We start from the raw sequence: 23,158 nt of genomic DNA, 5'->3' as shown, positions 1-23,158 counted from the left end.
CGCTGCCCCTCTCCCATCGGGAGAGGGATTGGGGTGAGGGTACGACCGCCCGCAACGTCGAACGGCCGACATAACCATTGGTGCCGCAGACATAACGACGCGGCATTTCTGTGATGGCGGCCCATTAAGGTTAATGGAGCAGGGGAACGTTACCGCGCACACCGCATCATCCAGGACGGGCGGATTCGAGTCGGCGCGGCGTGCCCCCGCCCCACCACCACCCGAGCCGCGCCCCCACATGCACAACCACCGCTCCCTCCGCAGGCCCGCCCTGCTCGCCCTGGCACTGAGTGCCGCCCTCGCCCTCCCGCCGGCCCAGGCCCAGTCCACCACCGGCGCCGTCGCCGGTCAGGCGCCCGCCGATACCCAGCGCATCCTGGTGCGCAGCGACAGCGGCCTCAGCCGCGAGGTCGCCGTGGACGCGCGTGGCCGCTACAGCATCGGCCAGTTGCCGCTGGGCACCTACACCATCATCGCCAAAGGTGCCGACGGCAGCGTGCTGGGCAGCCGCGACGGCGTCGGCCTGACCGTCGGTGCCGTCACCGACGTTTCCTTCAGCCCCGCCACCACCAGCCTGGCCGGCGTCCAGGTCAGCGCCGACCGCGCCGCCGCCGCGATCGACGTGAGCAGCGTGGACTCGCGCACCGTGATCAATGCCGAACAGCTGCAGCGGCTGCCGCTGGGCCGCTCGGCGGAGGCCATCGCGCAACTGGCGCCGGGCGTGGCCGGCAACAGTGGCAGCGGCACCTACATAGGCCCGACTGGCGCGCAGTTGCTCAGCTTCGGCGGCTCTTCGGCCGCGGAGAACGCGTACTACATCAATGGCTTCAACACCACCGACCCGCTGCGCGGACTGGGCGGACTGACCCTGCCCTACGGCAGCATCGACCAGTTGGAGGTCTACACCGGCGGCTACAGCGCCAAGTACGGGCGTTCCGACGGCGGCGTGATCAATGCGGTCGGCAAGCGCGGCAGCAACGAGTGGCATTTCGGCGGCCAGGCGACCTGGGAACCGGACGGCCTGCGCTCCGCGCAGAAGGACGTGTACGCGCCCGGCAATGGCGCGCTGTACCGGCCGGACAGCAAGAGCGGTTCCACGCTCAGCACCCAGAGTATCTACGCAGGCGGCCCGCTGATCCAGGATCGGCTGTTCTTCTTCGGCGCCTACGAACTGCAGCGCCAGGACGGCGATCGCTTCTACGGCGCGCGCGAGACCACCCCGGGAACCTACTACTACGACTACCAGTACCGCCGGCCGAGCTGGTACGCCAAGCTCGACTGGAACATCAGCGACAGCCAACTGCTGGAGATCACCGGCGCCTCCAGCCGCTACATCACCCGCGGCAAGTACTACGACTACAGCGGTTACGACATCGGCAGCCTGCGCGGCGACGCCAACACCACCAAGACCGGCGGCGACCTGTGGACCGCCAAGTACACCGGCTATCTCACCGACCGCCTGACCTTCAGCGCCCAGTACGGCCAGCAGCGCACCGACGACTACACCGGCAATCCCAGCTACAACAGCGCGCTGACCTACCTCAGCGGCACCTCGTTCCAGAATCCGGCCTACACCGGCGGCACCCCGATCACCAACGCACAGACCACCTCGCTGCTGGTCGATCCGGCGCGCGGCAACCGCACCGACAACCTGCGCCTGGACCTCAACTACGCCATCGGCGCGCACAGCATCACCATCGGCATCGACAACCAGAACGCGCGCGCGCTCAACCGCGGTTCGGTGGCCTCGGGCGACGGCTACTACTGGATCTACGGCCAGGCCAACCCCAACGTGCCGATCAACACCGGCCTCGGCGTCCCGGCCACCGGCGGCTACCCCAACGGCCAGGGCGGCTACTACGTGCGCAAGTACATCTACAGCGCCCTGGCCTCGGTGCGCTCGGCGCAGCGCGCGCAGTACGTGGAGGACAACTGGCAGGTCAACGACCGGCTGTTGCTCAACCTCGGCCTGCGCCTGGACCAGTTCACCAACTACAACCGCGACGGCGCGCCGTACATCAAGCAGACCAGCGGGCAATGGGCGCCACGGCTGGGCTTCAGCTGGGACGTCGACGGCGATGCGCGCTTCAAGGTGTACGGCAACGCCGGCCGCTACTACCTGGCGCTGCCGCTGAACCCGGCATTCAACGCCGCCGGCGCCACCCTGGCCACCTCGACCTACTACACCTACGGCGGCATCGACGCCAACGGCTACCCGACCGGCCTTACCCAGATCTCCGGTGCGGTCTCGTCCAACAACAACTACGGCATCCTGCCCGATCCCAAGACCGTCGCCACCCAGGGCATCAAGCCCTCGTTCCAGGACGAATTCATCCTCGGCTTCACCAAGGCCTGGGGCGACAGCTGGGTCTACGGCGCCAAGGGCACCTACCGCGTCCTGCGCAGCGGCGTGGACGACTACTGCGACAGCGATACCGTGTTCGCCGCCGCCGCGGCGCAAGGGCACACGGTGACCCTGGCCAGCAACCCGGTCAGCTGCTGGCTGATCAACCCGGGCCGGGCCAACACCTTCACCCTGGTCGACACCTCGGGCAACTACGTCAAGGTGCCGCTGAGCAACGCGCAGTTCGGCTTCCCGGCGTTCAAGCGCAACTACTACGGACTCAACCTGTCGCTGGAGCATCCGTTCGACCAGCGCTGGTACGGCCGCCTCGACTACACCTGGTCGCGCAGCTACGGCACCACCGAGGGCCAGTTGCTGTCGGGCATCGGCCAGACCGCGGTGTCCACCACCCAGGCCTGGGACTTCGCGCAGTTGATGGAGCACACCAACGGCCCGCAGAGCAACGACCACACCCATCAGTTCAAGTTCTATGGCTACTACCAGCTCAACCCCGCATGGCTGGTGTCGGCCAACCTCAAGTTGATCTCCGGTTCGCCGTTCAGTGCGCTGGGCTCCTACGGCCCCGACCACAGCGACCCCTCAGGCTACGGCATCGCCTATCACTACTACCAGGGCCAGCCGGCGCCTCCGGGCAGCCAGGGCCGCCTGCCGTGGCTGCAGCAACTGGATCTCGGCGTGTCGTGGCGGCCGGCCTACGCCGACCGCAAACTGGCCTTCACCCTGGACGTGTTCAACGTCTTCAACGGCCAGGCCACGCTGTGGAAGTACCCGTACTCGGAGTCGGACCCGGGTAACGCGGACCCGGTGTACGGCGCGGCCCTGCTGCGCCAGGCGCCGCGTTCGCTGCGGTTGAGCGTCAGCTACGACTACTGATCCGCTGCACGGCACCCCCAAGGACGCCGGCCACGCAAGGCCGGCGTCCGCGGCAGCCTTCAGCCGGCGCCGCTGGCGGCGTACAGCCGATCGGCGAGTGCCATAATCTCCGTCGCATCCTGGACCCGCGCGCGCCATGCCGCGGGAATGCCTTCGACGCCATAGAAAGCACCGGCCAACTGCCCGCAGATCGCGGCCGTGGTGTCGGCGTCGTCACCCAGATTGGCAGCGCGCAGCACCGCATCGGCGAAATTGTCGGTGGTCGCGAAACACCACAGCGCCGCAGACAGCGCATCGACCACGTAGCCGGTGCCGCGGATCTGCGCTGCCGGCACCGCGGCGTGGTCGCGGGTGGCCAGCGCGCGCAGCGCCGGGGTCTGCATCGGCGGCGTGCCCGTCGGCTGCAGCACCTGCGCACGGTCCTCGCCCAGCAAGGCGGCACGCAACTGGAAGGCGAACAGCCGGCTGGCATCCAGCACCTCGGCCGCGGCATGCGTGGTGCGGGAACTGTCGGCGGCGCGCTCGGCCAGTTCCTCGGGGCGCTGCGCATAGAACATCGCCACCGGCGCCAGTCGCATCAGCGCGCCGTTGCCGGCCGCGCGCGGATCGTCGCTGCCGCTGAACGCCGGCCCGCCCTGCAGGTAGCGCTCCAGCGCCGCGCGCACCGTGTTGCCGATGTCGAAGCACGTGCCAGTGCTGCTCAGGTAACCGTGCCGGTACCAGTTGCAGTAGCGGTTCATCTGGTCGGCGGCGTCGAAGCCCTGCCGATACAGCAGGCTGTGGGCCAGGCACAGCGCCATCGAGGTGTCGTCGGTCCACTGCCCCGGCTGCAGCTCGAACGGGCCGCCGCCGACCATGTCGTCGATCGGCGAGAAACTGCCGGGCGCCTTGAATTCCAGGGTGGTCCCCAGCGCGTCGCCCGCCGCCAGTCCCAGCAGGCAACCGCGGAAGCGGTCGCCGGGCGTCACCGCGGCGCTCATCGCGCGGCCCGCTGCGCCTGTTGCTCGGCCAGGGTCAGGGCGACGTTGTCGCGCAGGTAGGCCGGTTCGGCGCGTTCCGGCGCGATGCCTTCGCCGCGCGCGTATGCGGCCGCGGCCAGGGTAAGCACGTCGGCGGCATGCGGCAGCGCCTGCGCATCGGCGCTGCGCCAGTGGGCACCGAAGCGGCGCTGCAAGGTGCCATCGACCGCCGCCAGCCCGGTGCCGACCGCAGCCCAGGCCGCGTCCGGCTCCGGCAATACGAAGGCCTCCGGACTCAGCACCTGCTCGGCGGTCAGCGCCTGCAGGCCGCCGTCGGCCTGCCGCGCGTAGGCCGCGGTGTAGACCTCGCCCATGCGCGCATCGATCGCCGCCAGCACCCGCGGCGCGTCGGCCGGCGCGCGCAGCGCCAGCACCTGCAGCGTGGACACCGGCAGCACCGGCAGGTCCAGGGCCAGGGCGATGCCCTGCGCGACCGCGATCGCCAGGCGCACGCCGGTGAACGCGCCGGGGCCGCGGCTGAAGGCCACCGCATCGAGCTGGCGGCGGCCGATGCCGGCCTCGGCCAACAGTTGCTCGGCCCACGGCAGCGCCAGTTCGGCATGCCGCCGCGGCGCCAGGTCGAAGCGCTCCAGCACTCGGTCGCCGACCAGCACGGCGACGGAGCAGGCTTCGGTGGAGGTTTCGAAGGCGAGGAGGTTCATTGGGGAGCCGGGATTGGGGATTCGGGAGTTGGGATTCGCAGAAGCAAGAGCGGCGCGTCGGCTAGTCGGATGGCGGCGACGTGCCCGTGTCGGGATTATCGCCCGGCGGCGGGGCCTCGGCGGCGAAGAACTGGCGTACGTCCTCCACGTCGCGGGTGCGGGCGAACGGCGGCAGCGAGTCCAGGAAGGTGCGGCCGTAGGACTTGCTCAGCAGGCGTGGGTCGCACAGCACCAGCACGCCGCGGTCGCGCTCGCTGCGGATCAGCCGGCCCACACCCTGCTTCAGCGCGATCACCGCCTGCGGCAACTGCTCGTCGCGGAAAGGGTTGCCGCCGTCGCGGCGGATCGCCTCCAGGCGCGCTTCGAACACCGGATCGTCGGGCGCGGCGAACGGCAGCTTGTCGATCACCACCACGCTCAGCGCATCGCCGACCACGTCCACGCCCTCGCGGAAACTGGCCGAGCCGAGCAGCACGCCATTGCCGGAGGCGCGGAAGCGTTGCAGCAAGGTTGCGCGCGGCGCCTCGCCCTGCACGAACAGCGGCCAGGGACCGTCGCGCAGCGCCTCGGCCGCCTCGCGCAGCGCGCGGTGCGAGGCGAACAGCAGGAAGGCGCGTCCCTGCGAGGCCTCCAGCACCGGCTGCAGCGCGGCGATCAATGCGGTGCCGAAGCCGCGCGCGGCGGGATCGGGCAGCGCCGGCAGGTAGCACAGCGCCTGCCGCGCCCAGTCGAACGGGCTGGGCTGCAGCAAGGTCATCGGGTCGCTCAGGCCCAGGCGGGTGGCGATGTGCTCGAACTCGCCCTTCACCGCCAGCGTCGCCGAGGTGAACACCCAGGCCGCGCGCGAGGCCTCGCGGTGCGCGCGCAGCGGCCCGGACACGTCCAGCGGGGTGCGCTGGCAGCGGAAGCCGCGCGGCGTCAGTTCGTACCACAGCACGTCGTTGGACGGCACGTCCGGTTCCGGCTCGGCCTCGAAATCCGGGATCGGCGCATCCTCGCCGAGCCAGCGGCCCAGCCGCGTGCGCAGCTCGCGCGCGCGCGCCGCGCAGGCATCGAAGCCGGGCGAGGCCTCGCGCAGCACCGCCAGCGGCTCCTGCAGCCGCGCCAGATCAGCCAGCAGCGCGTCGAAACCGTCGCGCACCTGCGGCTTGGCCAACAGCCGCCATTGCGTGCCGCGCGCCGGCAATCCCTCCATCGCCGCGCGCAATTCGCGCAGGGTCTGTTCCAGCGCCTGCGCCGGCGCCTGCAGGCTGGCCAACGCGCCGGCGACCTGGCGGCTCTCGGCCACGCAGTCGCGCGCCAGTTCCTGCAGCGGGCGCATGCCGAAACCTTCGCCGAAGAAATTCGCCGCCAGCTCCGGCAACTGGTGCGCCTCGTCGATCACGAAGGCCTGCGCGCCAGGCAGGATTTCGCCGAAGCCCTCCTGCTTCAGCGCCAGGTCGGCCAGCAGCAGGTGATGGTTGACCACCACCAGATCGGCCGCCTGCGCGCGCTGCCGCGCCTGCACCACGAAGCACTCACCCCAGAACGGGCACTCGGTGCCCAGGCAGTTGTCGACGGTGGAGGTGACCAGCGGCAGCAGCGGCGAATCGTCGGCCAGCGCGTCCAGCTCGGCGATGTCGCCGAAGCGGGTGCGCCCGCTCCAGGCGACGATGCGCTGGAACTGCGCGACCTGCTCGCGCGCGGTGAAGCGCGGCTCGCCGCGCGCCTGCTGCAGGCGGTACTTGCACAGGTAGTTGGCGCGCCCCTTCAACAGCGCGCTGCTGAGACCCACGCCCAGCGCCGCCCGCACCCGCGGCAGATCGCGGTGGTAGAGCTGGTCCTGCAGCGCGCGCGTCCCGGTGGACACGATGGTCTTCAGCCCCGACAGCAACGCCGGCACCAGGTACGCATAGGTCTTGCCGGTGCCGGTCCCGGCCTCGGCGAGCAGCACGTCGCGCTGCTCGAACGCCTCGGCGATCGCCGCGGTCAACCGCAACTGCGCCGGCCGCGGCACGAAGGCGTCTAGCTGACGCGCAAGCGCACCGCCTTCGCTGAGCGCTTCGGTGCTGGCGTGGGCTAACGACATGGGGGTGGTGCCGGGATTGGGGAGTCGGGATTGGGGATTGGTAAAAGCACAAGGCGTGCGCGTCGCGGGTCAGTGCGTTCGGCCAAGCAGGCGCAGGACACGCCAACCAGCGACCTCAGCCTGCAACGCGCGGAATGCGCTTTTGCCAATCCCCAATCCCAACTCCCGAATCCCAGCCCTCAGTACCTCTTGATCCCCGGCACCGTGCACCCCGCGATCTGCGCATGCGCCGAGGCGGCGTTTTCCTTCTGCCCGCGGGCCAGGCGCGCCTGTTCGATGGTCGCCCAGTGGCGGCGGCACAGCGGGCCGGTCTGCGAGCCGAGGTCGATGGCGCGCTTGGCGAAGGCTTCGGCCTGCGCGTCGTCCTTCTGCAGCAGCGCAACTTCGGCGCGGTCCTGCAGCAGCGCCGGATCCTCCGGCACCAGCTTCAGCGCCTGGTCCAGCGCGGCGGCGGCACCGGCCAGGTCGCCGGCGCTGCGCTTGCGCTTGGCGCTCTCGCGCAGGTCCTCGACTTCCGGATCGCGCAGCGGCTGCACGCTCAGTTCGGTGTCGTCGGCACCGCCGCTGGCGTCGATCGCGGCGATGCGCTGCGCTGGCGTGGTGGTGTCCACCGGCGCGGCCGGCGGCGGCGGCGGCGGTGCGCTGACGCAGGAGGCGAGCAGCAGGCTGAGGGCGGCGATGGCGGGAAGACGTGGGGTCATGAGCGGTATCCGGGATCCGGGAATCAATGCGCCGGCGGCGGCGCGGCCGCGTCGGCAGGCGGGTCTTTCTTCTTGTCCAGGCCGAACCAGCTGCGCCAGCCGCCGCCCTGATGTTCGCCCTCGGCGGGCGCGGCTTCTTCCGGCAGCGCCTGCGGCGGCGTGCACGCGGCATACGCCGGCACGAAGCCGACCACGAACGGGAACTGGCGCGCGCCGGGGCAGGTCGGGTCGGTGCTGTTGTACCCCACCGGGTCCATCCACTGCCAGTCGATGCCCTTGCCCTGCACTTGCAGCGGCGCGCTCGGCAGCCGCGAGAAGATGCCCGACCAGACCCGCATCGCACCCGTGGCGCCATACAGGCCGGTCTGCTTGTTCTGGTCGTTGCCGATCCAGATCACCGCCAGGTGGTCGCCGGTGTAGCCCGCATACCAGCTGTCCACGCCATCGTTGCTGGTACCGGTCTTACCGGCCGGCGACAGCTTGCCCAGGCCATCGCTGAGCAACTGCCGCGCGGTGCCGTTGCTGACCACCTGCTGCAACGCCATGCCGACCAGGTTGGCGGCGATGGAGTCGCCCTCCTGCGCCGGCGCCGGGGTCTTGTCGTAGCGCTTGAGCAGCTTGCCCTGCGGATCGAGCACGCCGCGCACCGCATGCAGCGGCTGGATTTCGCCACCGGAGGCCAGGAACTGGTACAGCTGCGCCATCGCGTACGGACTTTGGTCCGTCGCGCCGAGGATCAGCGAGGGATTGACCTCGGCCTCGATGCCGGCCAGCACCTTCACCAGTTGCGCCACGCGCTCCGGCCCGACCTGCATGCCGATGCGCACCGTGGCCTGATTGTAGGAGTGCGCCAGCGCATCGACCACGCGCACGGTGCCGTGGCTGCGGCCATCGGAATTGCCCGGGCTCCAGGTGCGGCCGCGGCCCAGCTGCACGGTGACCGGGGTGTCGTCGACCCAACTGGCCAGCGAGTAGCGGTCCGGCTGCGCCAGCGCCAGCAGGTACACGAACGGCTTGAGCAGCGACCCGACCTGGCGCTGCGCCTCGATCGCGCGGTTGAAACCTGGCTGGGCCACGTCGCGGCTGCCGACCACCGCCAGCACCTCGCCGTTATGGGTGTCGGTGAGCACCAGACCGGCCTGCAGCGGCGGGCGCTTCTTGTTGGTCTCCAGCGCGGTGATGGTGCGCGTCACCGCGCCCTCGGCATAGGCCTGCGCCGACGGCGACATGCCGGTGAGCACGCTCAGGCCGGCGCCCTGCAGCGCGCTTTCGGGGTAATCGCGCGCCAGCTGGCGCCGCACCAGGTCGACATAGGCCGGGAAGCGGTTGGCGGCGACCAGGCCGGGATTGGCCGGCACGCCCAGCGGCGCGGCCAGCGCCTTGCGATAGGTCGGCTCATCGATCAGCTCGCTCTCGCGCAGCTTGCCGAGCACGAAGTTGCGCCGGTCCAGCGCGCGCTCGGGATAGCGCCGCGGGTCGTAGTAGGACGGCCCCTTGACCAGGCCGATCAGCAGCGCCACCTGCTCCGGCGCCAGCGCATCGAGTTCGCGGCCGAACCAGAACTCCGCGCCCGAGGCCACGCCATGTACCGCCTGGCTGCCGCGCTGGCCCAGGTACACCTGGTTGAGATACGCCTCCAGGATGGTGCGCTTGTCGTAGCGCGCCTCCATGATCAGCGCGTACAGGATCTCGTTGAACTTGCGGGTGACGGTCTGTTCCTTGCCGATGCCGAGCAGGCCGCTGCGCGCCAGCTGCTGGGTCAGGGTGCTGGCGCCCTGCCGGCTCTTGCCGCCGGAGCGCACCATCACCCAGGCCGCGCGGACCATGCCGCTGAGGTCGATGCCGTGGTGCGAATTGAAGTCGCGGTCCTCGACCGCCTGCAGGCCGGTGACCAGCAGTTCCGGCACCTCGTCCACGCGCACCAGGCGCCGCTCTTCCTGCTTCTGCCCGTACAGGGTGGCGATGCGCGCCGGATCCAGGCGCGCGGCCTTGAGCGACTTGCGGGTCTGCGCATCGCGCAGCGCCACCACGCGGCCACCGGCCAACGCGACCTCGATGCGGCGCGGCGCGACCCGCCCGTCGACGTCGACGTAGCCGCGGCTGGCGATGGTGAAGCGGCTGCCGTCCTGCTGGTAGCTGCCGGGACGCTCGGCGCCGGCGTCGGCGCGGTAGCTGGCCGCATCCAGTTCGGTCTTCAGCGTCTGCGGGTCCATCGCCGTGTCCGGCGCCAGCATCAGCGGCCGCGCGTACACACGGGTGGGAATCTGCCAGCGCAGTTCGCCGAACCGCTGGGTGACCTGCTTGTTCAGATAGACCGTGTACGGAATCAGGAAGCCCAGGCCGAGTGCGGCGGCGGCCAGGCCCCAGGTGAGCAGACGGCGGCGCCATACCGTGGCGGGGCTGTCCAGGGCGTCGTCCTGATCGTCGGTGTCGTGATCGTCGTAGCGTCGGGGCACGGGAATGCGAGAATGTAAATTCCGCCGAGTCTAGCGCAGCCCAGCGGGCAGCGCGGCGCGACGGCCTCTTCGTTTAAGTTGGAGTGGTACCGGATGTCGATGTCGTGGGCGAATGCGCGCTACGCCCTGAACCGCCTGGCCGGCCTGGTCCGGCGCGGCCTGACCAGCCTGCGCACGCGCGGCTGGCGCAGCACCTGGGAGCGCCTGCGCGTGCATGCGCAACCGCTGCCGCCGCCGCAGCGCGCGCTGTTCGCGGTGGAACCTGCACCGTTCGCGCCGTTCGCGGTGCCGAACAGCCCTGCGCCGCTGGTCAGCATCGTGATCCCGGTCTACAACCACGTCGCCCATACCCTCGCCTGCCTGCGCGCGCTGGCCGCGCATCCGCCGGCCGCGCCGTGCGAGATCCTGGTGATCGACGACGGCAGCAGCGATGCCACCGCGCAGTGGCTGCCGCAGGTGGTCGGCCTGCACTACCACGTGCGCGAGCACAACGGCGGCTTCATCGCCACCTGCAACGACGGCGCCGCGCGCGCGCAGGGCCGCTATCTGGTGTTCCTCAACAACGACACCGTGCCGCAGCCGGGCTGGCTGGACGCGCTGCTGGACACCTTCGCGCAGCTGCCGCAGGCCGGCCTGGTCAGCGCGCAACTGCTGTATCCCGACGGCCGCCTGCAGGATGCCGGCGGCGTGGTCTTCGCCGATGGCAGCGCCTGGAGCTACGGCCGCTTCGAGTCGCCCGACGATCCGCGCTACGCCTACCTGCGCGACGTCGATTACGGCAGCGGCGCGGCGCTGGCGATCGAGCGCGCACGCTTCCTGGCGCTGGGCGGCTTCGACACCCGCTACATGCCGGCCTACTACGAAGACACCGACCTCGCCTTCGCGATACGTGCGGCCGGCTTGCGCACGCTGGTGCAGCCGGCCAGCCGCGTCGTGCACGACGAAGGCACCAGCAACGGCACCGATACCGGCAGCGGCATCAAGGCCTACCAGGTGCGCAACCGTGCGGTCTTCGCTGCCAAGTGGGCCGAGGTGTTGCCACGGCACCTGGCACCCGGCGAGGTGCCGACACCGGCGCTGCTGCATCGCCAGCAGCGCCAGGTGCTGATCCTGGACGAAGCGCTGCCGCAGCCGGACCGCGACTCCGCCTCGCTGCGCCAGCTCAACCTGATCCGCCTGCTGCTGGAGGAAGGCGCGCACGTGGTGTTCGTGCCCAGCGAGCGCAGCTATGCCAGCCGCCACAGCGAGGCCTTGCAGCGGCTCGGCGTGGAGGTGTGGTACGCGCCCTACCTGAAGAATCTGACGTGGTTCCTGCAGCAGCACGGTGCGCGGTTCCACAGCGTGCTGCTGGTGCGCCACCACGTCGCCCATGCCTGCCTGCCGCTGCTGCGCCGGTTCGCGCCGCAGGCACGGCGGCTGTTCGACACCGTGGACCTGCACTACCTGCGCGAGCGCCGCGGCGCCGAACTGGCCGGCGACGCGCGCCTGCTGCGCGAGGCCGAACGCACCCGCGCGCGCGAGCTGGAGGTGATGGCGCAGGTCGACGTGACCGTGCTGGTCAGCGCGGTCGAACGCGAACAGTTGCAGCGCGAGGCGCCACAGGTGCGCACGGCGCTGATCTCGAACCTGCACGAGGTCGCCGGCCCCGGCCTGCCGTGGGCGCAGCGCCGCGACGTGGTGTTCGTCGGCGGCTTCCGCCATGCGCCCAACGTGGACGCGGTGCGCTGGTTCCTGCAGGAGGTGTTCCCGGCGGTGCGCGTGCGTCTGCCGGAGGTGCGCTTCCACTGCATCGGCGCGGACATGCCGGAGGACATCCGCCGCCTCGGCGAGGCGACGACCGGCGTCGAGCTGCTCGGCCACGTGCCGGACATCGCCGCCTACATGGACGGCATGCGCATCGCCGTGGCGCCGCTGCGCTTCGGCGCGGGGGTCAAGGGCAAGGTCAACCTGAGCATGGCGCATGGCCAGCCGGTGGTGGCCACTGCGTGCGCGGTGGAAGGCATGCACCTGCGCGACGGCGAGGACGTGCTGATCGCCGACGACCCCGCCGCGTTCGCCGACGCCATCGCGCAGCTCTACGCCGATCCGGCGCTGTGGCAGCGGCTGGCCGACAACGGCCTGCGCAACATCGAGACCCACTTCTCGCTGGACGCCGCGCGCGCCACGGTACGCGAGGCGTTCCTAGCCTGAGCTGCGTTGGCGCACCGTTGCCTATCGCGTCGGGACTGAAGTCCCTCCCACACGGTGTTGCAGGCAGTGCCGCTGACGTAGGCCGTCCTGCGCAAAGGCAAGCGCGCGCGTCGTGCACGATGGAAGCAAGGCCCGATCTGCACACGCGGAAGCGGCTTCGGCCCGACACATCTGCAAGTCCGGTCGGGACTGGAACAATTTCCTCTCGCCGGATCCTGACGAAACCCATCACCGTCTCGTAGGAGCGGCTTCAGCCGCGACACGCGTTATCGGTGACGCCTGTCGCGGCTGAAGCCGCTCCTACGCGTGTGCACCCGCCATTGCAATGGCAGGCACCCCGCAACGGTGCGTCAGGCGCTGTCGCGCACCCACGCGGGCAATGCAAACCAGGATGCGCGCAGCCCAGGACACACACACCGATCGCCGGAACCTCTCAGCACCCACTGTGGGAGGGACTTCAGTCCCGACGCGCCGCAGCTCCAGCCGAGGGAAGCCCCAAGCTTTCACTGTGACCACTAGCGCCCCTGACTGAGGCTACGCAAACGGCGCTCGAAGGCGGCGAGTTCCGGGGTCGCCGGATCGATCGCGCGGGCGCGCTGCAGCGCCTGCCGCGCGAAGGCGGCATCGCCGCCGCTCAGGCGCTCGTCGCCAACCGCCAGCCAGCGCTGCGCCAGGCGTCGCCGCGCAGTGGCCAGGCCATTGCCGCCCGGCGCCAGCGCGCGCCAGGCGTCGTAGCAGGCGCTCGCCGCCAGCACCCGGTTGCCGCGCATGGCATCGTCGAAACAGCGTCGCAGCGCCGCCAGCACGCGCTGCTCGGCCGCGCGCACCCGCGCATCGCGCGGCGCCAGGGTCTGCGCCGCCAGCAAGGTGTCGTAGGCGCTGGCGCCGGGCGGGGTCAGCCAGGCGCCACGCGCCTCGGCGGCCTGCAGGTCGGCCAGCAGGCGCTGCAGGCGGCGCTCGCGCTCGGCCGGCGACATCCGCGAGGGCGGCGTGGCCTGGCTCTGCCGGGCGCGTTGCAGCGCCTGCCGGGCATCGGCCAGGACGCGACTGTCGGGCGCCAGCGCCAGGCCCTTGCGCAACGCGCGCTCGGCCTCGCCAAACCGGAAATCGGCGGCGGCGCGGCTCGCCTGCACGGCGTAGGCCGCCGCCACCCGCTCCAGGCCGTCGCTGGCGCCGGGCGCATCCGGCACCGCCGCGTGCCACTGCGCAAACGCGTGTGCCGCCGCGTCCAGGCGCTGCCGGCGCAGGGCCTGCTCGGCCTCGCGCTGCAGGCGCTCCAGCGCCCGGTTCAGTTCCGCCTGCGTCTCGGGCAGGTCGACATGGCCGGGGTCGTAGCCACGCGCGCGCTCCACCAGCGCCGCGGCGGCGGCCAGGTCGCCGCGCGCCAGGTCGGCGCGTGCGTGCTGCAGCAGTTCCGACAATGCATCCTCGCGGCCTTCCAGCGCCGCGGTGCGTTCCGGCGCGTACTCCAGGACACGCTGGTACAGCGGCAAGGCCGCGTCCGGGCCATCGTCCAGATGCCCGTCGCGGCGCGCCTGCGCCGCCCGTTGCAGCAGTTGGTCGATGCCGGCGTGCGCGGCCTCGCGCGCGCGCAATGCTGCCTCGATGCGATCGGCATCGGCGCGCGGCACCTGCAGCGCGCGCGCCAGCGCCAGCGCCTCGCGCGCCTGCGGAAAGCGGCCGGCGGCCAGCGCCGCCCGCGCCTGCCCCAGCGCTGCGCGCCCGGTCGCGGCCAGCCCGACGCGTGCCTGCATGCGGTCGCTGTCCAGCGCCAGCGCGGCCTCGAAGCGCTCGCGCGCACCGCTGCCGTCGGCGGCGCTGAGCCGGCCCGCACGCAGCGCCGCATGGCCCTGGTCGAGTAGTTGCTGGATGCGCGGCTCCGGCCAGATCAGGTCGGCCAGCGGACGGCGGAACACCACCACGGCCGTGCCCAGCACCAACAGCACCGCCAGCACCCAGCGCCAGGCACGCCGATCGCGCCACAGCGGCACCGGTCGCTGTCTGCGCTTGGGTTCGTCCCTGACCTGATCCGGCGGCATGCTCACCGCACAAGCTTAGCGTTGCCCCGATGACGAACAGCTGTGCGTCGCGCCGGCCGCGCGCACGGTGGGTGGCCCACCCGCTGGCAGGCCTCCCGGCAGGCATGCCGACGCCACTCAGCCCAGCCGCCGCGCCTCGTGCACGCCAGGCAGCGCGTCGAGCTTGCCGAGCAAGGTGGACAGCTGCCCGTAATCGCCGACCTTCAGCCGCAGCCGCAGTTGCGCCAGGCCGCTGTCGCGCACGTTCTCGCTGTTGATTTCCAGCACGTGCGCCTCTTCCTGGGCGATCAGGTTGGTGATGTCCTTGAGCAGCCAGCGCCGGTCCACCGCGCGCACCAGCACGTCGACCTCGTAGCCACCGCCGGCCTGGCCCCACTCCACCGGCAGCACCCGCTGCGGATGGCTGGCGGCCAGCCGCGCGAACGCGGCGCAGTCGCTGCGATGCACGGTGACGCCGCGGGTGCGGGTCAGGTAGCCGGCGATCGGCTCGCCGGCCACCGGCTGGCAGCAGCGCGCCAGTTGCACCAGCAGATTGCCGACGCCCTGCACGGTGAACTTGGACTTGCCCAGGCCGGTGCGGCGGGCGGTCGGCCGTGGCATGGCCGGCGCGGCCGGCTGCGCCGCAGCGCGCTCGGCCTCGTGCAGCGCGCGCCCGACCTGGCTGGGGCCGACGTCGCCCAGCGCCACCTGGATGTACAGCTCCTCCACGCCGTCGGCATGGAACTTCTTCGCCGCCGGCAACAGGTCGGCGTGCTGCAGCCCCAGGCGCTTGAGCTCGCGCTCCAGCAGTTCCTTGCCGGCCTGCACGTTGCGCGCGCGGTCCAGCTTGTGGAACCAGGCCCGCACCTTGTCGCGCGAGCGCCCGCTGGCCAGGTAGCCGTTGGCCGGCAGCAGCCAGTCGCGGCGCGGCTCGGCCTCCTTGCCGGTGAGGATCTCCACCCGGTCGCCGCTGCGCAGCTTGTGGGTCAGCGGCACGATGCGGTTGTTGACCTTGGCGCCGCGGCAGCGGTGCCCGACCATGGTGTGCACGTGGTAGGCGAAATCCAGCGGGGTGGCGCCCTGCGGCAGGTCGATCACCTCGCCCATCGGGGTCAAGGCATAGACCCGGTCCTCGACCAGCTCGGCGTCCAGCGCCCCGGCCAGCCCGCCCTGCTCGCCGTCCTGCGACTGCTCCAGCAACTGGCGCATCCAGGTGATCTTGCGGTCGAAAGCCTTCTCCGCGCCCTTGCCGCCCTCCTTGTACTTCCAGTGCGCGGCCACGCCCAGCTCGGCCTGCGCGTGCATGTCGTGGGTACGGATCTGCACCTCGATCGTGCGCCCTTCCGGGCCGACCACGGCGGTATGCAGCGAGCGGTAATCGTTGGCCTTGGGCCGGGCGATGTAGTCGTCGAACTCGCTGGGCACCGGCGCCCACAGCGCGTGCACCACGCCGAGCGCCGCATAGCAGGCGGCGACGTCGTCGACCATCACCCGCACCGCGCGCAGGTCGTACAGCTGGTCGAAGGCCAGGCGCTTCTTCTGCATCTTCCGCCAGATGCTGTAGATGTGCTTGGGCCGCCCGCTGATCTCCGCGCGCAGGCCCTGCTCGGCCAGCGCCTTGGACAGGATCTTCTTGACCGCTTCGATGTAGCGCTCGCGCGCCACCCGGCTCTCGTCGACCTCGCGGGCGATGCGCCGGTAGGTGTCTGGCTCCAGGTGCCGGAACGCCAGGTCCTCCAGCTCCCATTTCAGCTGCCAGATGCCCAGGCGGTTGGCCAGCGGCGCGTGGATGTCGCGGGTCAGCTGCGCCAGCGCGCGGCGCTGCGCCTCCGGCGCCTTGTCGGCCACGCGCATCTGCGCCAGTTGCCGCGCCAGCAGGATCGGCACCACCCGCAGGTCCTGCACGATCGACAGCAGCAGCCGGCGCAGGCCCTCGCTGTTGCGCCCGGCTTCGCGCCCGGCGTGCAGCGCCCACACCGGGTCGGCGGCGTCCTGCGCCTCCAGCAGGCCGGCCACCGCCTGCGCCCGCGCCGGCGGGACGATCGGTAGCTGCGGCAACTGCGCGCGCAGGTCCGGCAGATCGAACAGCAGCGCGGCCAGCAGCGACGCCTCGTCGGCGGACAGCAGCGCCAGCGCGTCCAGGGTGTCGGCCAGCACCGGCCACGGCAGCCGCGGCGGCGGCTCGGCCTGCGCCTGCCAGGCCTGCAGCAGCGCCGCGCGCAGGGCGGGCGCCAGGGTCGCGGCCGCCGGGCGCTGCAGCAACGCCTCCAGGCCGGAGTGGACGGTGTGGTTCAAGGACGGACGCAGTCGACGAAACGGTGCCGCCTACACTAACGCGCTTGTGCGCGTTCTCACAATTGCGCCGGTAGCGCGCCGGGCGGCGCACCGCGGATACGCACCGCCGCGTCACTGTGATCCGGTTGCGACTTGCGGCGCTTTTTACCGGAATTTCACAACCGCCCCAAGGCCCGCGCCTATGCTCGAACGCGACGGCGACCCGCTGCTGTCTGCATGCGCCGCCGTCGTCCCTAGTCCGACTCCAAGAGGAACGCACATGAAAAAGTGGAACAAGCCCGTGATCCGCGAAATCTGCGTCGGCGCGGAAATCAACTGCTACGCCTCCGGCGAGCTCTGACCCGCGCACTCCTCCCTTCCCACGACCGAAGCGCGACCGGCCAGGCGCTAAAGACGGAGACCGGATGCACCTCATCGTATTGGGATCGGCGGCAGGCGGAGGGCATCCGCAGTGGAATTGCCACACGCCGGCGAGCCAGCGCGCGTGGCAGCAACACCCGGGTGCCCAACGCCGTACCCAGGCCAGCATCGCGGTCAGCGTCGATGGCCAACGCTGGCTGCTGATCAACGCCTCACCCGATTTCCGCCAGCAGGTGCTGGCCACGCCGGCGCTGTGGCCGCAGCGCGACCAGCGCCATTCGCCGATCGAGGCGGTGCTGCTGACCAGCGGCGAGATCGACCATATCGCCGGGCTGCTGTCGATGCGCGAGAGCCAGCGCTTCGACCTGTACGCGAGTAGCCGCGTGCTCGACCTGCTGGCGCAGAACCCGGTATTCGACGCACTGCACCCGGCCTACGTGCACCGCCATCCCTTCGCCCTGGACACGCCGCTGTCGCTGCTCGGCCTGCAGGTCACCCCGTTCGCGGTGCCCGGCAAGGTGCCGCTGTTCATGGAATCCCGCCACAGCGGCGACCTGGCTGGCTCGGCCGAGGAGACGCTGGGCCTGACCATCGACGACGGCCGACACCGCCTGCACTACATCCCCGGCTGCGCGGCGCTGACCGATGCCCTGCGCGAGCGCCTGCGCGGCGCCGAACTGGTGTTCTTCGACGGCACCCTGTGGCGCGACGACGAACTGGTGCAGCTCGGCGTCAGCGCCAAGACCGGCCAGCGCATGGGCCACATGAGCATCGACGGCGAAGCCGGCACCCTGCGCGCCTTCGCCGATCTGCAGGTGGCGCGCAAGGTCTTCATCCACATCAACACCACCAACCCGATCCTCGACGCCGGTTCTCCCGAACGCGCCACGGTCGCCGCGCACGGCTGGGACGTGGCCCACGACGGCATGGAGATCGCGCTATGACCCGCCTTCCCGCATCACCCGCGAGACCGAGCCCGTGAGCGCCTTGCTGAGCCCCGAGCAACTGGAAACCGCGCTGCGCGCGATCGGCGCGCGGCTGTACCACGACCAGCACCCGTTCCACGCCCTGCTGCACAGCGGGCGCCTGAACCGCGGCCAGGTCCAGGCCTGGGCGCTGAACCGCTACGAGTACCAGCGCTGCATCCCGCTCAAGGACGCGGCGATCCTGGCGCGGATGGACGACCCGGCACTGCGCCGGATCTGGCGCCAGCGCATCGTCGATCACGACGGCAGCGCCGATGGCGAAGGCGGCATCGCCCGCTGGCTGCACCTGACCGACGCGCTCGGGCTGGACCGCGACCTGGTGCAGTCCGGCCGCGGCCTGCTGCCCGGCACCCGCTTCGCGGTGCAGGCCTACCTGCACTTCGTACGCGAAAAGAGCCTGCTGGAGGCGATCGCCTCGTCGCTGACCGAGCTGTTCGCCCCGGGCATCATCGGCCACCGCGTGGCCGGCATGCTGCAGCACTACGACTTCGTCTCCCGCGAAGCGCTGGCGTACTTCGAGCATCGCCTGCACGAGGCGCCGCGCGATTCGGACTTCGCCCTGGACTACGTCAAGCGCCACGCCGACACCGTGGAGAAGCAGCAACTGGTGCAGGACGCGCTGCGCTTCAAGTGCGGGGTGCTGTGGTCGCAACTGGATGCGCTGCACTTCGCCTACGTGCAGCCGGGCGTGGCCTGGCCGGACGCGTTCGTGCCGGACGCCGCACAGGCCGCGGCATGAGTGCGCTGGACGCCAGCAGCCAGCCGCGGCTCGCCGTCGGCGTGCGCCTGCAGCACGACCGCGCCCGCGACCAGTGGGTGCTGCTGGCGCCGGAGCGGGTGATCGAACTGGACGAGATCGCCCACGCCATCGTCTCGCGCTGCGACGGCGCCCGCAGCCTGGCGACGATCGCCGCGGAACTGGCGGCCGAATTCGAGGCCGACCCGGACGAGGTCGAACGCGACGTGCGCGAGCTGGCGCAGCAGTTGCACGCCAAGCGGTTGTTGCGCGCATGACCGCGCCGGTGCCGCCGCCGCTGTCGATCCTGCTGGAACTGACCCACCGCTGCCCGCTGGCCTGCCCGTACTGCTCCAACCCCATCGCACTGGCCGGCCTGCGCGAGGAACTGGACACCACCGGCTGGCGCTCGGCACTGGACCAGGCCGCGGCGATGGGTGTGCTGCAGGCGCACTTCTCCGGCGGCGAACCGATGCTGCGCAAGGACCTGCCCGAGCTGGTCGCGCATGCGCGTGCGCTGGGCCTGTACAGCAACCTGATCACCTCCGGGGTGGCCGGCGGCGCACCGATGCTGGCGGACCTGGTCGCGGCCGGGCTGGAACACGTGCAGCTGAGCATCCAGGATGCCGACGCCGCCGGCGCCGACCGCATCGCCGGCTACCGCGACAGCCTGGCGAAGAAGCGCGCGTTCGCCGCGGCGGTACGCGCGCTCGACCTGCCGCTGACGATCAATGCGGTGATCCACCGCCACAACGCCGAACGCGTCCCGGCGATGATCGAGCTGGCGCTGGAGCTCGGCGCCGAACGCCTGGAGGTGGCCCATACCCAGTACTACGGCTGGGGCCTGCGCAATCGCGCCGCGCTGATGCCCAGCCGCGCGCAGATCGACGCCACCGTGGCCGCGGTGGACGCCGCGCGCCTGCGGCTGCAGGACCGCCTGCACATCGATTTCGTCACCCCCGACTACTACGCGCACCGGCCCAAGGCCTGCATGGGCGGCTGGGGCCAGCGCTTCGTCAACATCTCCCCGCGCGGCGACGTGCTGCCCTGCCACGCCGCCGAAACCCTGCCAGACATGCGCTTCGAGAACCTGCGCTCGCGCCCGCTGGCGGCGATCTGGGAAGACGGCGAGGCCTTCGTGCGCTTCCGCGGCAGCGCCTGGATGCCGGAGGTGTGCCAGGGCTGTCCCAAGCGCGAGATCGACTGGGGCGGCTGCCGCTGCCAGGCGCTGGCGCTCAGCGGCGATGCCGCGACCCTGGACCCGGTCTGCGAACGCGCCCCGGCGCACGCGGCGCTGCAGGCGCTGGCGCAGCGCGAAGCCGCCGCGCCGGCGCCGGACTTCGTGTACCGGCGCCCGCCGCGCACGTCGGGCGTGCCTGCCGCCGCCGAGGACTGAACCGGGCGCCGGCGCGGTCCCGGCGCGCCCGGCATCCCATGCGCAGTCACCGCTTGCGACTACACTACGGCGCATCCCACTGCCCGGATCCTCGCCATGTCCTTCGCGCGTCTCGCTCCCCTGGTCCTGTGCGCGGCGCTCGCCGTGTCCGCCGCCCCGGCGCTCGCCCAGCGCACTGTCTCCGGCGATCTGCAGACGCAGATGTCGCCGCAGGAGTTCAAGGCGGCCGGGCTGGACAAGCTGTCGCCGCAGGAACTGACCGCGCTGAACGACTGGCTGCAGGGCAAGGTCGCCAAGGAAACCGCGGTGGCGCTGGAAAAAGCGAAGGAAGAAGGCCGCCGCGAGGTGATCACCAAGAATCGCGGCTTCTTCGACTTCGGCAGCGCCGAGCCGATCGAGAGCACCCTGGTCGGCGACTTCACCGGCTTCGGCAAGGGCCGCAAGTACGTGCTGGCCAACGGCCAGGAGTGGGAGCAGACCGAGGCGGCGAGCCTGGCCAGCGTGCACCTCTCTGCGCCCAAGGTGAAGATCACCCCGGGGATCATGGGCGTGTGGTACATGCAGGTCGGCAACTACAACACCCGCGCCAAGGTCCGTCGCGTCAAATAGGATCGCATGCCGTGAATCTGCGTCCGCGGCCGGGACTGGCCGACGCCTCGCACAGCCTCGCCGATGCGCTGCGTCGGCGCCTGCGCGCCAGCGATGTCTGGTTCATCGCCCTGGCCCTGCTGGTCGGCGTGATCGCCGGCCTGCTGACCCTGCTGCAGAGCAGCCTGGCGCATGGCGCGCAGGCCTGGCTGTACGGCCTGGAGGCCGACGAGCGGCTCAGCGCCATGGCGGACCTGAGCGCACAGCAGTTGCTGGTGCTGCCGCTGGGCGGACTGCTGGTCGGCCTGCTCGGCATGGCCGCGCGCGCGCGCAAGCGGCAACTGGTCGACGCCGTCGAAGCCAACGCGCTGTATGGCGGGCGCATGTCGATGCGCGACAACCTGATCGTCTCGGTGCAGACCCTGTTCTCCAACGGCGTCGGCGCCTCGGTCGGCCTGGAAGCGGCGTACACGCAGATGGGCGCCGGCAGCGGCTCGCACCTGGGCCGGGTGCTGCGCCTGCGTCGCGCCGACATCCGCACCCTGGTCGGCGCCGGTGCCGGCGCGGCCATCGCCGCGGCCTTCGGCGCGCCGCTGGCCGGCGCGTTCTATGCGTTCGAGATCGTGATCGGCGCGTACTCGCCATCGGCGCTGGCACCGGTGGCGGTGGCCTCGCTGGGCGCGGTGTTCGTGTCGCAGCTGGCCGGGGTGCAGCCGTACCTGCTGCCGGCCTCGGCGGCCTCGGCGCTGGAGGCCCGCGACTATGTGCTGTACGCGCTGCTCGGCGTGCTCTGCGCGCTGCTGGCGGTGGCGGTGATGCGCCTGATCGGCGCGATCGAACAGGCGATCAACCGCAGCCCGCTGCCGCGCTGGGCACGCCCGGTGGCCGGTGGCCTGCTGCTGATCCCGCTGGCGTTGATCACCCCGCAGGTGCTGTCCTCCGGACACGGCGCGCTGCACCTGGACCTGACCAGCCCGACCTCGCTGCGCTGGCTGGGCATCCTGCTGCTGCTCAAGTGCCTGGGCTCGGCGATCTCGCTGGGCTTCGGCTTCCGCGGCGGCCTGTTCTTCGCCTCGCTGTTCATGGGTTCGCTGGTCGGCGGGCTGTTCGCCGGCGTGCTGAATCTCGGCAGCGGCATGGCCCTGGTCGACGGCACCGCCGCGTCGCTGGCCGGCATGGCGGCGATGGCCGCTGCGGTGATCGGCGCGCCGATGACGATGGCGATGCTGGTGCTCGAGGGCACCCACGACTTCGTGCTGGCCAGCGCGGTGATGGTGGCGGTGCTGGTCGCCAACACCATCGTCCGCCAGATCTTCGGCTACTCGTTCTCCACCTGGCGCCTGCACCTGCGCGGCGAAACCATCAAGAGCGCGCGCGACGTCGGCTGGGTCAAGCACCTCAGCGCCGGGCGGATGATGCAGAAGGACGTGCATCCGCTGGCCGCCACCACCAGCGTGGCCGAGTTCCGCCGCCGCTTCCCGCTCGGCTCGGGCACCCGCGTGGTGCTGGAGGACGAGAGCGGCCACTACGCCGGCTTGGTCACCCTGGCCGCCGCCTATGCCGACGGCGTCAACGCCGACGCGGCCATCGTCGACTACGCCGGCAACCGCGACGTGGCCCTGCCCGCCGACACCGACGTGGTCACCGCCATGCGCCAGTTCGACCTGACCCAGAGCGACGAACTGGCGGTGGTCGACGACCAGAGCAAGGTGCTGGGCGTGCTCAGCGAAAGCTTCGTGCGCAAGCGCTACGCCGAGGAACTGGACAAGCGCCAGCGCGAGCTGATGGGCGAGCGGGTGGATGACTGAGCGGCGGGGATTGGGGAGTGGGGAGTGGGGATTCGTTGGATTGCTGCGGGCTGAAACGTTGAGGCCGTGATCGCATGTCGTAGGAGCTGCTGCTGTGGGAGGGGCTTCAGCCCCGACGCATGAACGCCAGAGCAGCGGGAATGCAGGGCACTTCCAATCGCCCTGGAGCGTACGCGCAGGAGCGGCTTCAGCCGCGACGCATGGCGCCACGACGGTCGCGGCTGAAGCCGCTCCTACGGCAAACAGGTGAACTGGCTAGGCAAGGCCAGGCAACGTCGAATCACCACCGCGCCGTTCGCCCGCGAGGCATAGCGCATGGCGCACGCGCCGGAGCGGCTGCTGTGGGAGGGGCTTCAGCCCCGACGCATGAACGCCAGAGCAGCGGGAATGCAGGGCACCTCCAATAGCCCTGGAGCGTACGCGTAGGAGCGGCTTCAGCCGCGACGCATGGCGCCACGATGGTCGCGGCCGAAGCCGCTCCTGCGACACGGCAAGACGCGACTGCGTCGGTGCTTTGCACCAAACACCACACGCCGTTGCAGCGCACATGCTTGACCGTCCACACGGCGCATCCCTTTGTAAGAGGAGCTTCAGCCCCGACGCCTGCCGCTGAACGCGTCGGGACTGAAGCCCCTCC

The 23,158-nt window shown here is 71.2% G+C and carries 16 protein-coding genes; 9 read left to right on the top strand and 7 right to left on the bottom strand.

Going from position 1 to position 23,158, the window contains the following annotated elements; translation table 11 throughout:
- The first annotated feature begins 238 nt into the window (after positions 1–238).
- Positions 239–3,238: a TonB-dependent receptor gene (locus tag AC1PMG_RS06110; RefSeq protein ID WP_481111004.1), complete on the top strand. Its 3,000-nt coding sequence runs from the start codon at positions 239–241 to the stop codon at positions 3,236–3,238.
- 59 nt (positions 3,239–3,297) lie between these two features.
- Here AC1PMG_RS06110 and AC1PMG_RS06105 read toward each other — a convergent pair whose 3' ends face one another.
- From AC1PMG_RS06105 to mrcB, 5 genes are all read right to left on the bottom strand, one after another.
- The gene (locus AC1PMG_RS06105; RefSeq protein WP_481111003.1) at positions 3,298–4,218 is read right to left on the bottom strand and encodes an ADP-ribosylglycohydrolase family protein; all 921 of its coding nucleotides are present in this window, start codon (positions 4,216–4,218) and stop codon (positions 3,298–3,300) included.
- Positions 4,215–4,919 carry a tRNA (adenosine(37)-N6)-threonylcarbamoyltransferase complex dimerization subunit type 1 TsaB gene (gene tsaB, locus AC1PMG_RS06100; protein WP_481111002.1) on the bottom strand — a complete coding sequence of 235 codons (705 nt, stop codon included), beginning with the start codon at positions 4,917–4,919 and terminating at the stop codon, positions 4,215–4,217. Before tsaB ends, AC1PMG_RS06105 begins: the two co-directional genes overlap by 4 nt.
- 61 nt (positions 4,920–4,980) lie before the next feature.
- Positions 4,981–6,987 (bottom strand): DNA repair helicase YoaA, encoded by a 2,007-nt coding sequence (gene yoaA, locus AC1PMG_RS06095; protein WP_481111001.1) that lies wholly within the window; start codon positions 6,985–6,987, stop codon positions 4,981–4,983.
- A 179-nt stretch (positions 6,988–7,166) separates the two neighbouring features.
- Positions 7,167–7,688: a tetratricopeptide repeat protein gene (locus AC1PMG_RS06090; protein WP_267100132.1), complete on the bottom strand. Its 522-nt coding sequence runs from the start codon at positions 7,686–7,688 to the stop codon at positions 7,167–7,169.
- Between the two features lie 23 nt (positions 7,689–7,711).
- Positions 7,712–10,144, bottom strand: a complete 2,433-nt coding sequence (gene mrcB / locus AC1PMG_RS06085; protein WP_481111000.1) for a penicillin-binding protein 1B — start codon at positions 10,142–10,144, stop codon at positions 7,712–7,714.
- A gap of 93 nt (positions 10,145–10,237) precedes the next feature.
- On the opposite strand from mrcB, the gene AC1PMG_RS06080 reads away from it, so the two are divergent.
- Positions 10,238–12,334 carry a glycosyltransferase gene (locus tag AC1PMG_RS06080; RefSeq protein ID WP_481110999.1) on the top strand — a complete coding sequence of 699 codons (2,097 nt, stop codon included), beginning with the start codon at positions 10,238–10,240 and terminating at the stop codon, positions 12,332–12,334.
- Between the two features lie 515 nt (positions 12,335–12,849).
- Here AC1PMG_RS06080 and AC1PMG_RS06075 read toward each other — a convergent pair.
- Both AC1PMG_RS06075 and AC1PMG_RS06070 read right to left on the bottom strand, forming a co-directional pair.
- Positions 12,850–14,373 carry a hypothetical protein gene (locus tag AC1PMG_RS06075; protein WP_481111619.1) on the bottom strand — a complete coding sequence of 508 codons (1,524 nt, stop codon included), beginning with the start codon at positions 14,371–14,373 and terminating at the stop codon, positions 12,850–12,852.
- Positions 14,374–14,490: 117 nt separating this feature from the next.
- Entirely contained in the window at positions 14,491–16,647 is a 2,157-nt protein-coding gene (locus AC1PMG_RS06070) for a RelA/SpoT family protein (RefSeq protein ID WP_481110998.1), read from the bottom strand.
- 181 nt (positions 16,648–16,828) lie between these two features.
- Between AC1PMG_RS06070 and pqqA the strand changes: the two genes are divergently transcribed.
- The 7 genes from pqqA (at position 16,829) to AC1PMG_RS06035 (ending at position 22,521) form a co-directional block, all read left to right on the top strand.
- Complete coding sequence (pqqA, locus tag AC1PMG_RS06065; protein WP_267110822.1) at positions 16,829–16,987, top strand: pyrroloquinoline quinone precursor peptide PqqA; 159 nt, start codon at positions 16,829–16,831, stop codon at positions 16,985–16,987.
- A 64-nt stretch (positions 16,988–17,051) separates the two neighbouring features.
- Positions 17,052–17,951 (top strand): pyrroloquinoline quinone biosynthesis protein PqqB, encoded by a 900-nt coding sequence (gene pqqB / locus AC1PMG_RS06060; protein WP_481110997.1) that lies wholly within the window; start codon positions 17,052–17,054, stop codon positions 17,949–17,951.
- A 34-nt stretch (positions 17,952–17,985) separates the two neighbouring features.
- Positions 17,986–18,732 carry a pyrroloquinoline-quinone synthase PqqC gene (pqqC, locus tag AC1PMG_RS06055; protein ID WP_481110996.1) on the top strand — a complete coding sequence of 249 codons (747 nt, stop codon included), beginning with the start codon at positions 17,986–17,988 and terminating at the stop codon, positions 18,730–18,732.
- Positions 18,729–19,007, top strand: a complete 279-nt coding sequence (pqqD, locus tag AC1PMG_RS06050; RefSeq protein WP_481110995.1) for a pyrroloquinoline quinone biosynthesis peptide chaperone PqqD — start codon at positions 18,729–18,731, stop codon at positions 19,005–19,007. Before pqqC ends, pqqD begins: the two co-directional genes overlap by 4 nt.
- A complete protein-coding gene (pqqE, locus tag AC1PMG_RS06045) occupies positions 19,004–20,125 on the top strand; it encodes a pyrroloquinoline quinone biosynthesis protein PqqE (RefSeq protein WP_481110994.1) in 1,122 nt (373 codons plus the stop codon). Before pqqD ends, pqqE begins: the two co-directional genes overlap by 4 nt.
- Before the next feature lie 96 nt (positions 20,126–20,221).
- The gene (locus AC1PMG_RS06040; protein WP_481110993.1) at positions 20,222–20,734 is read left to right on the top strand and encodes a hypothetical protein; all 513 of its coding nucleotides are present in this window, start codon (positions 20,222–20,224) and stop codon (positions 20,732–20,734) included.
- Between the two features lie 11 nt (positions 20,735–20,745).
- Complete coding sequence (locus AC1PMG_RS06035) at positions 20,746–22,521, top strand: chloride channel protein (protein ID WP_481110992.1); 1,776 nt, start codon at positions 20,746–20,748, stop codon at positions 22,519–22,521.
- Positions 22,522–23,158 lie beyond the last annotated feature (637 nt).

This window comes from Xanthomonas sp. NCPPB 2250 (genome assembly GCF_056725265.1).
The sequence above is the reverse complement of the archived record's forward strand: the minus strand, read 5'-3'. Positions and strand labels throughout refer to the sequence as shown.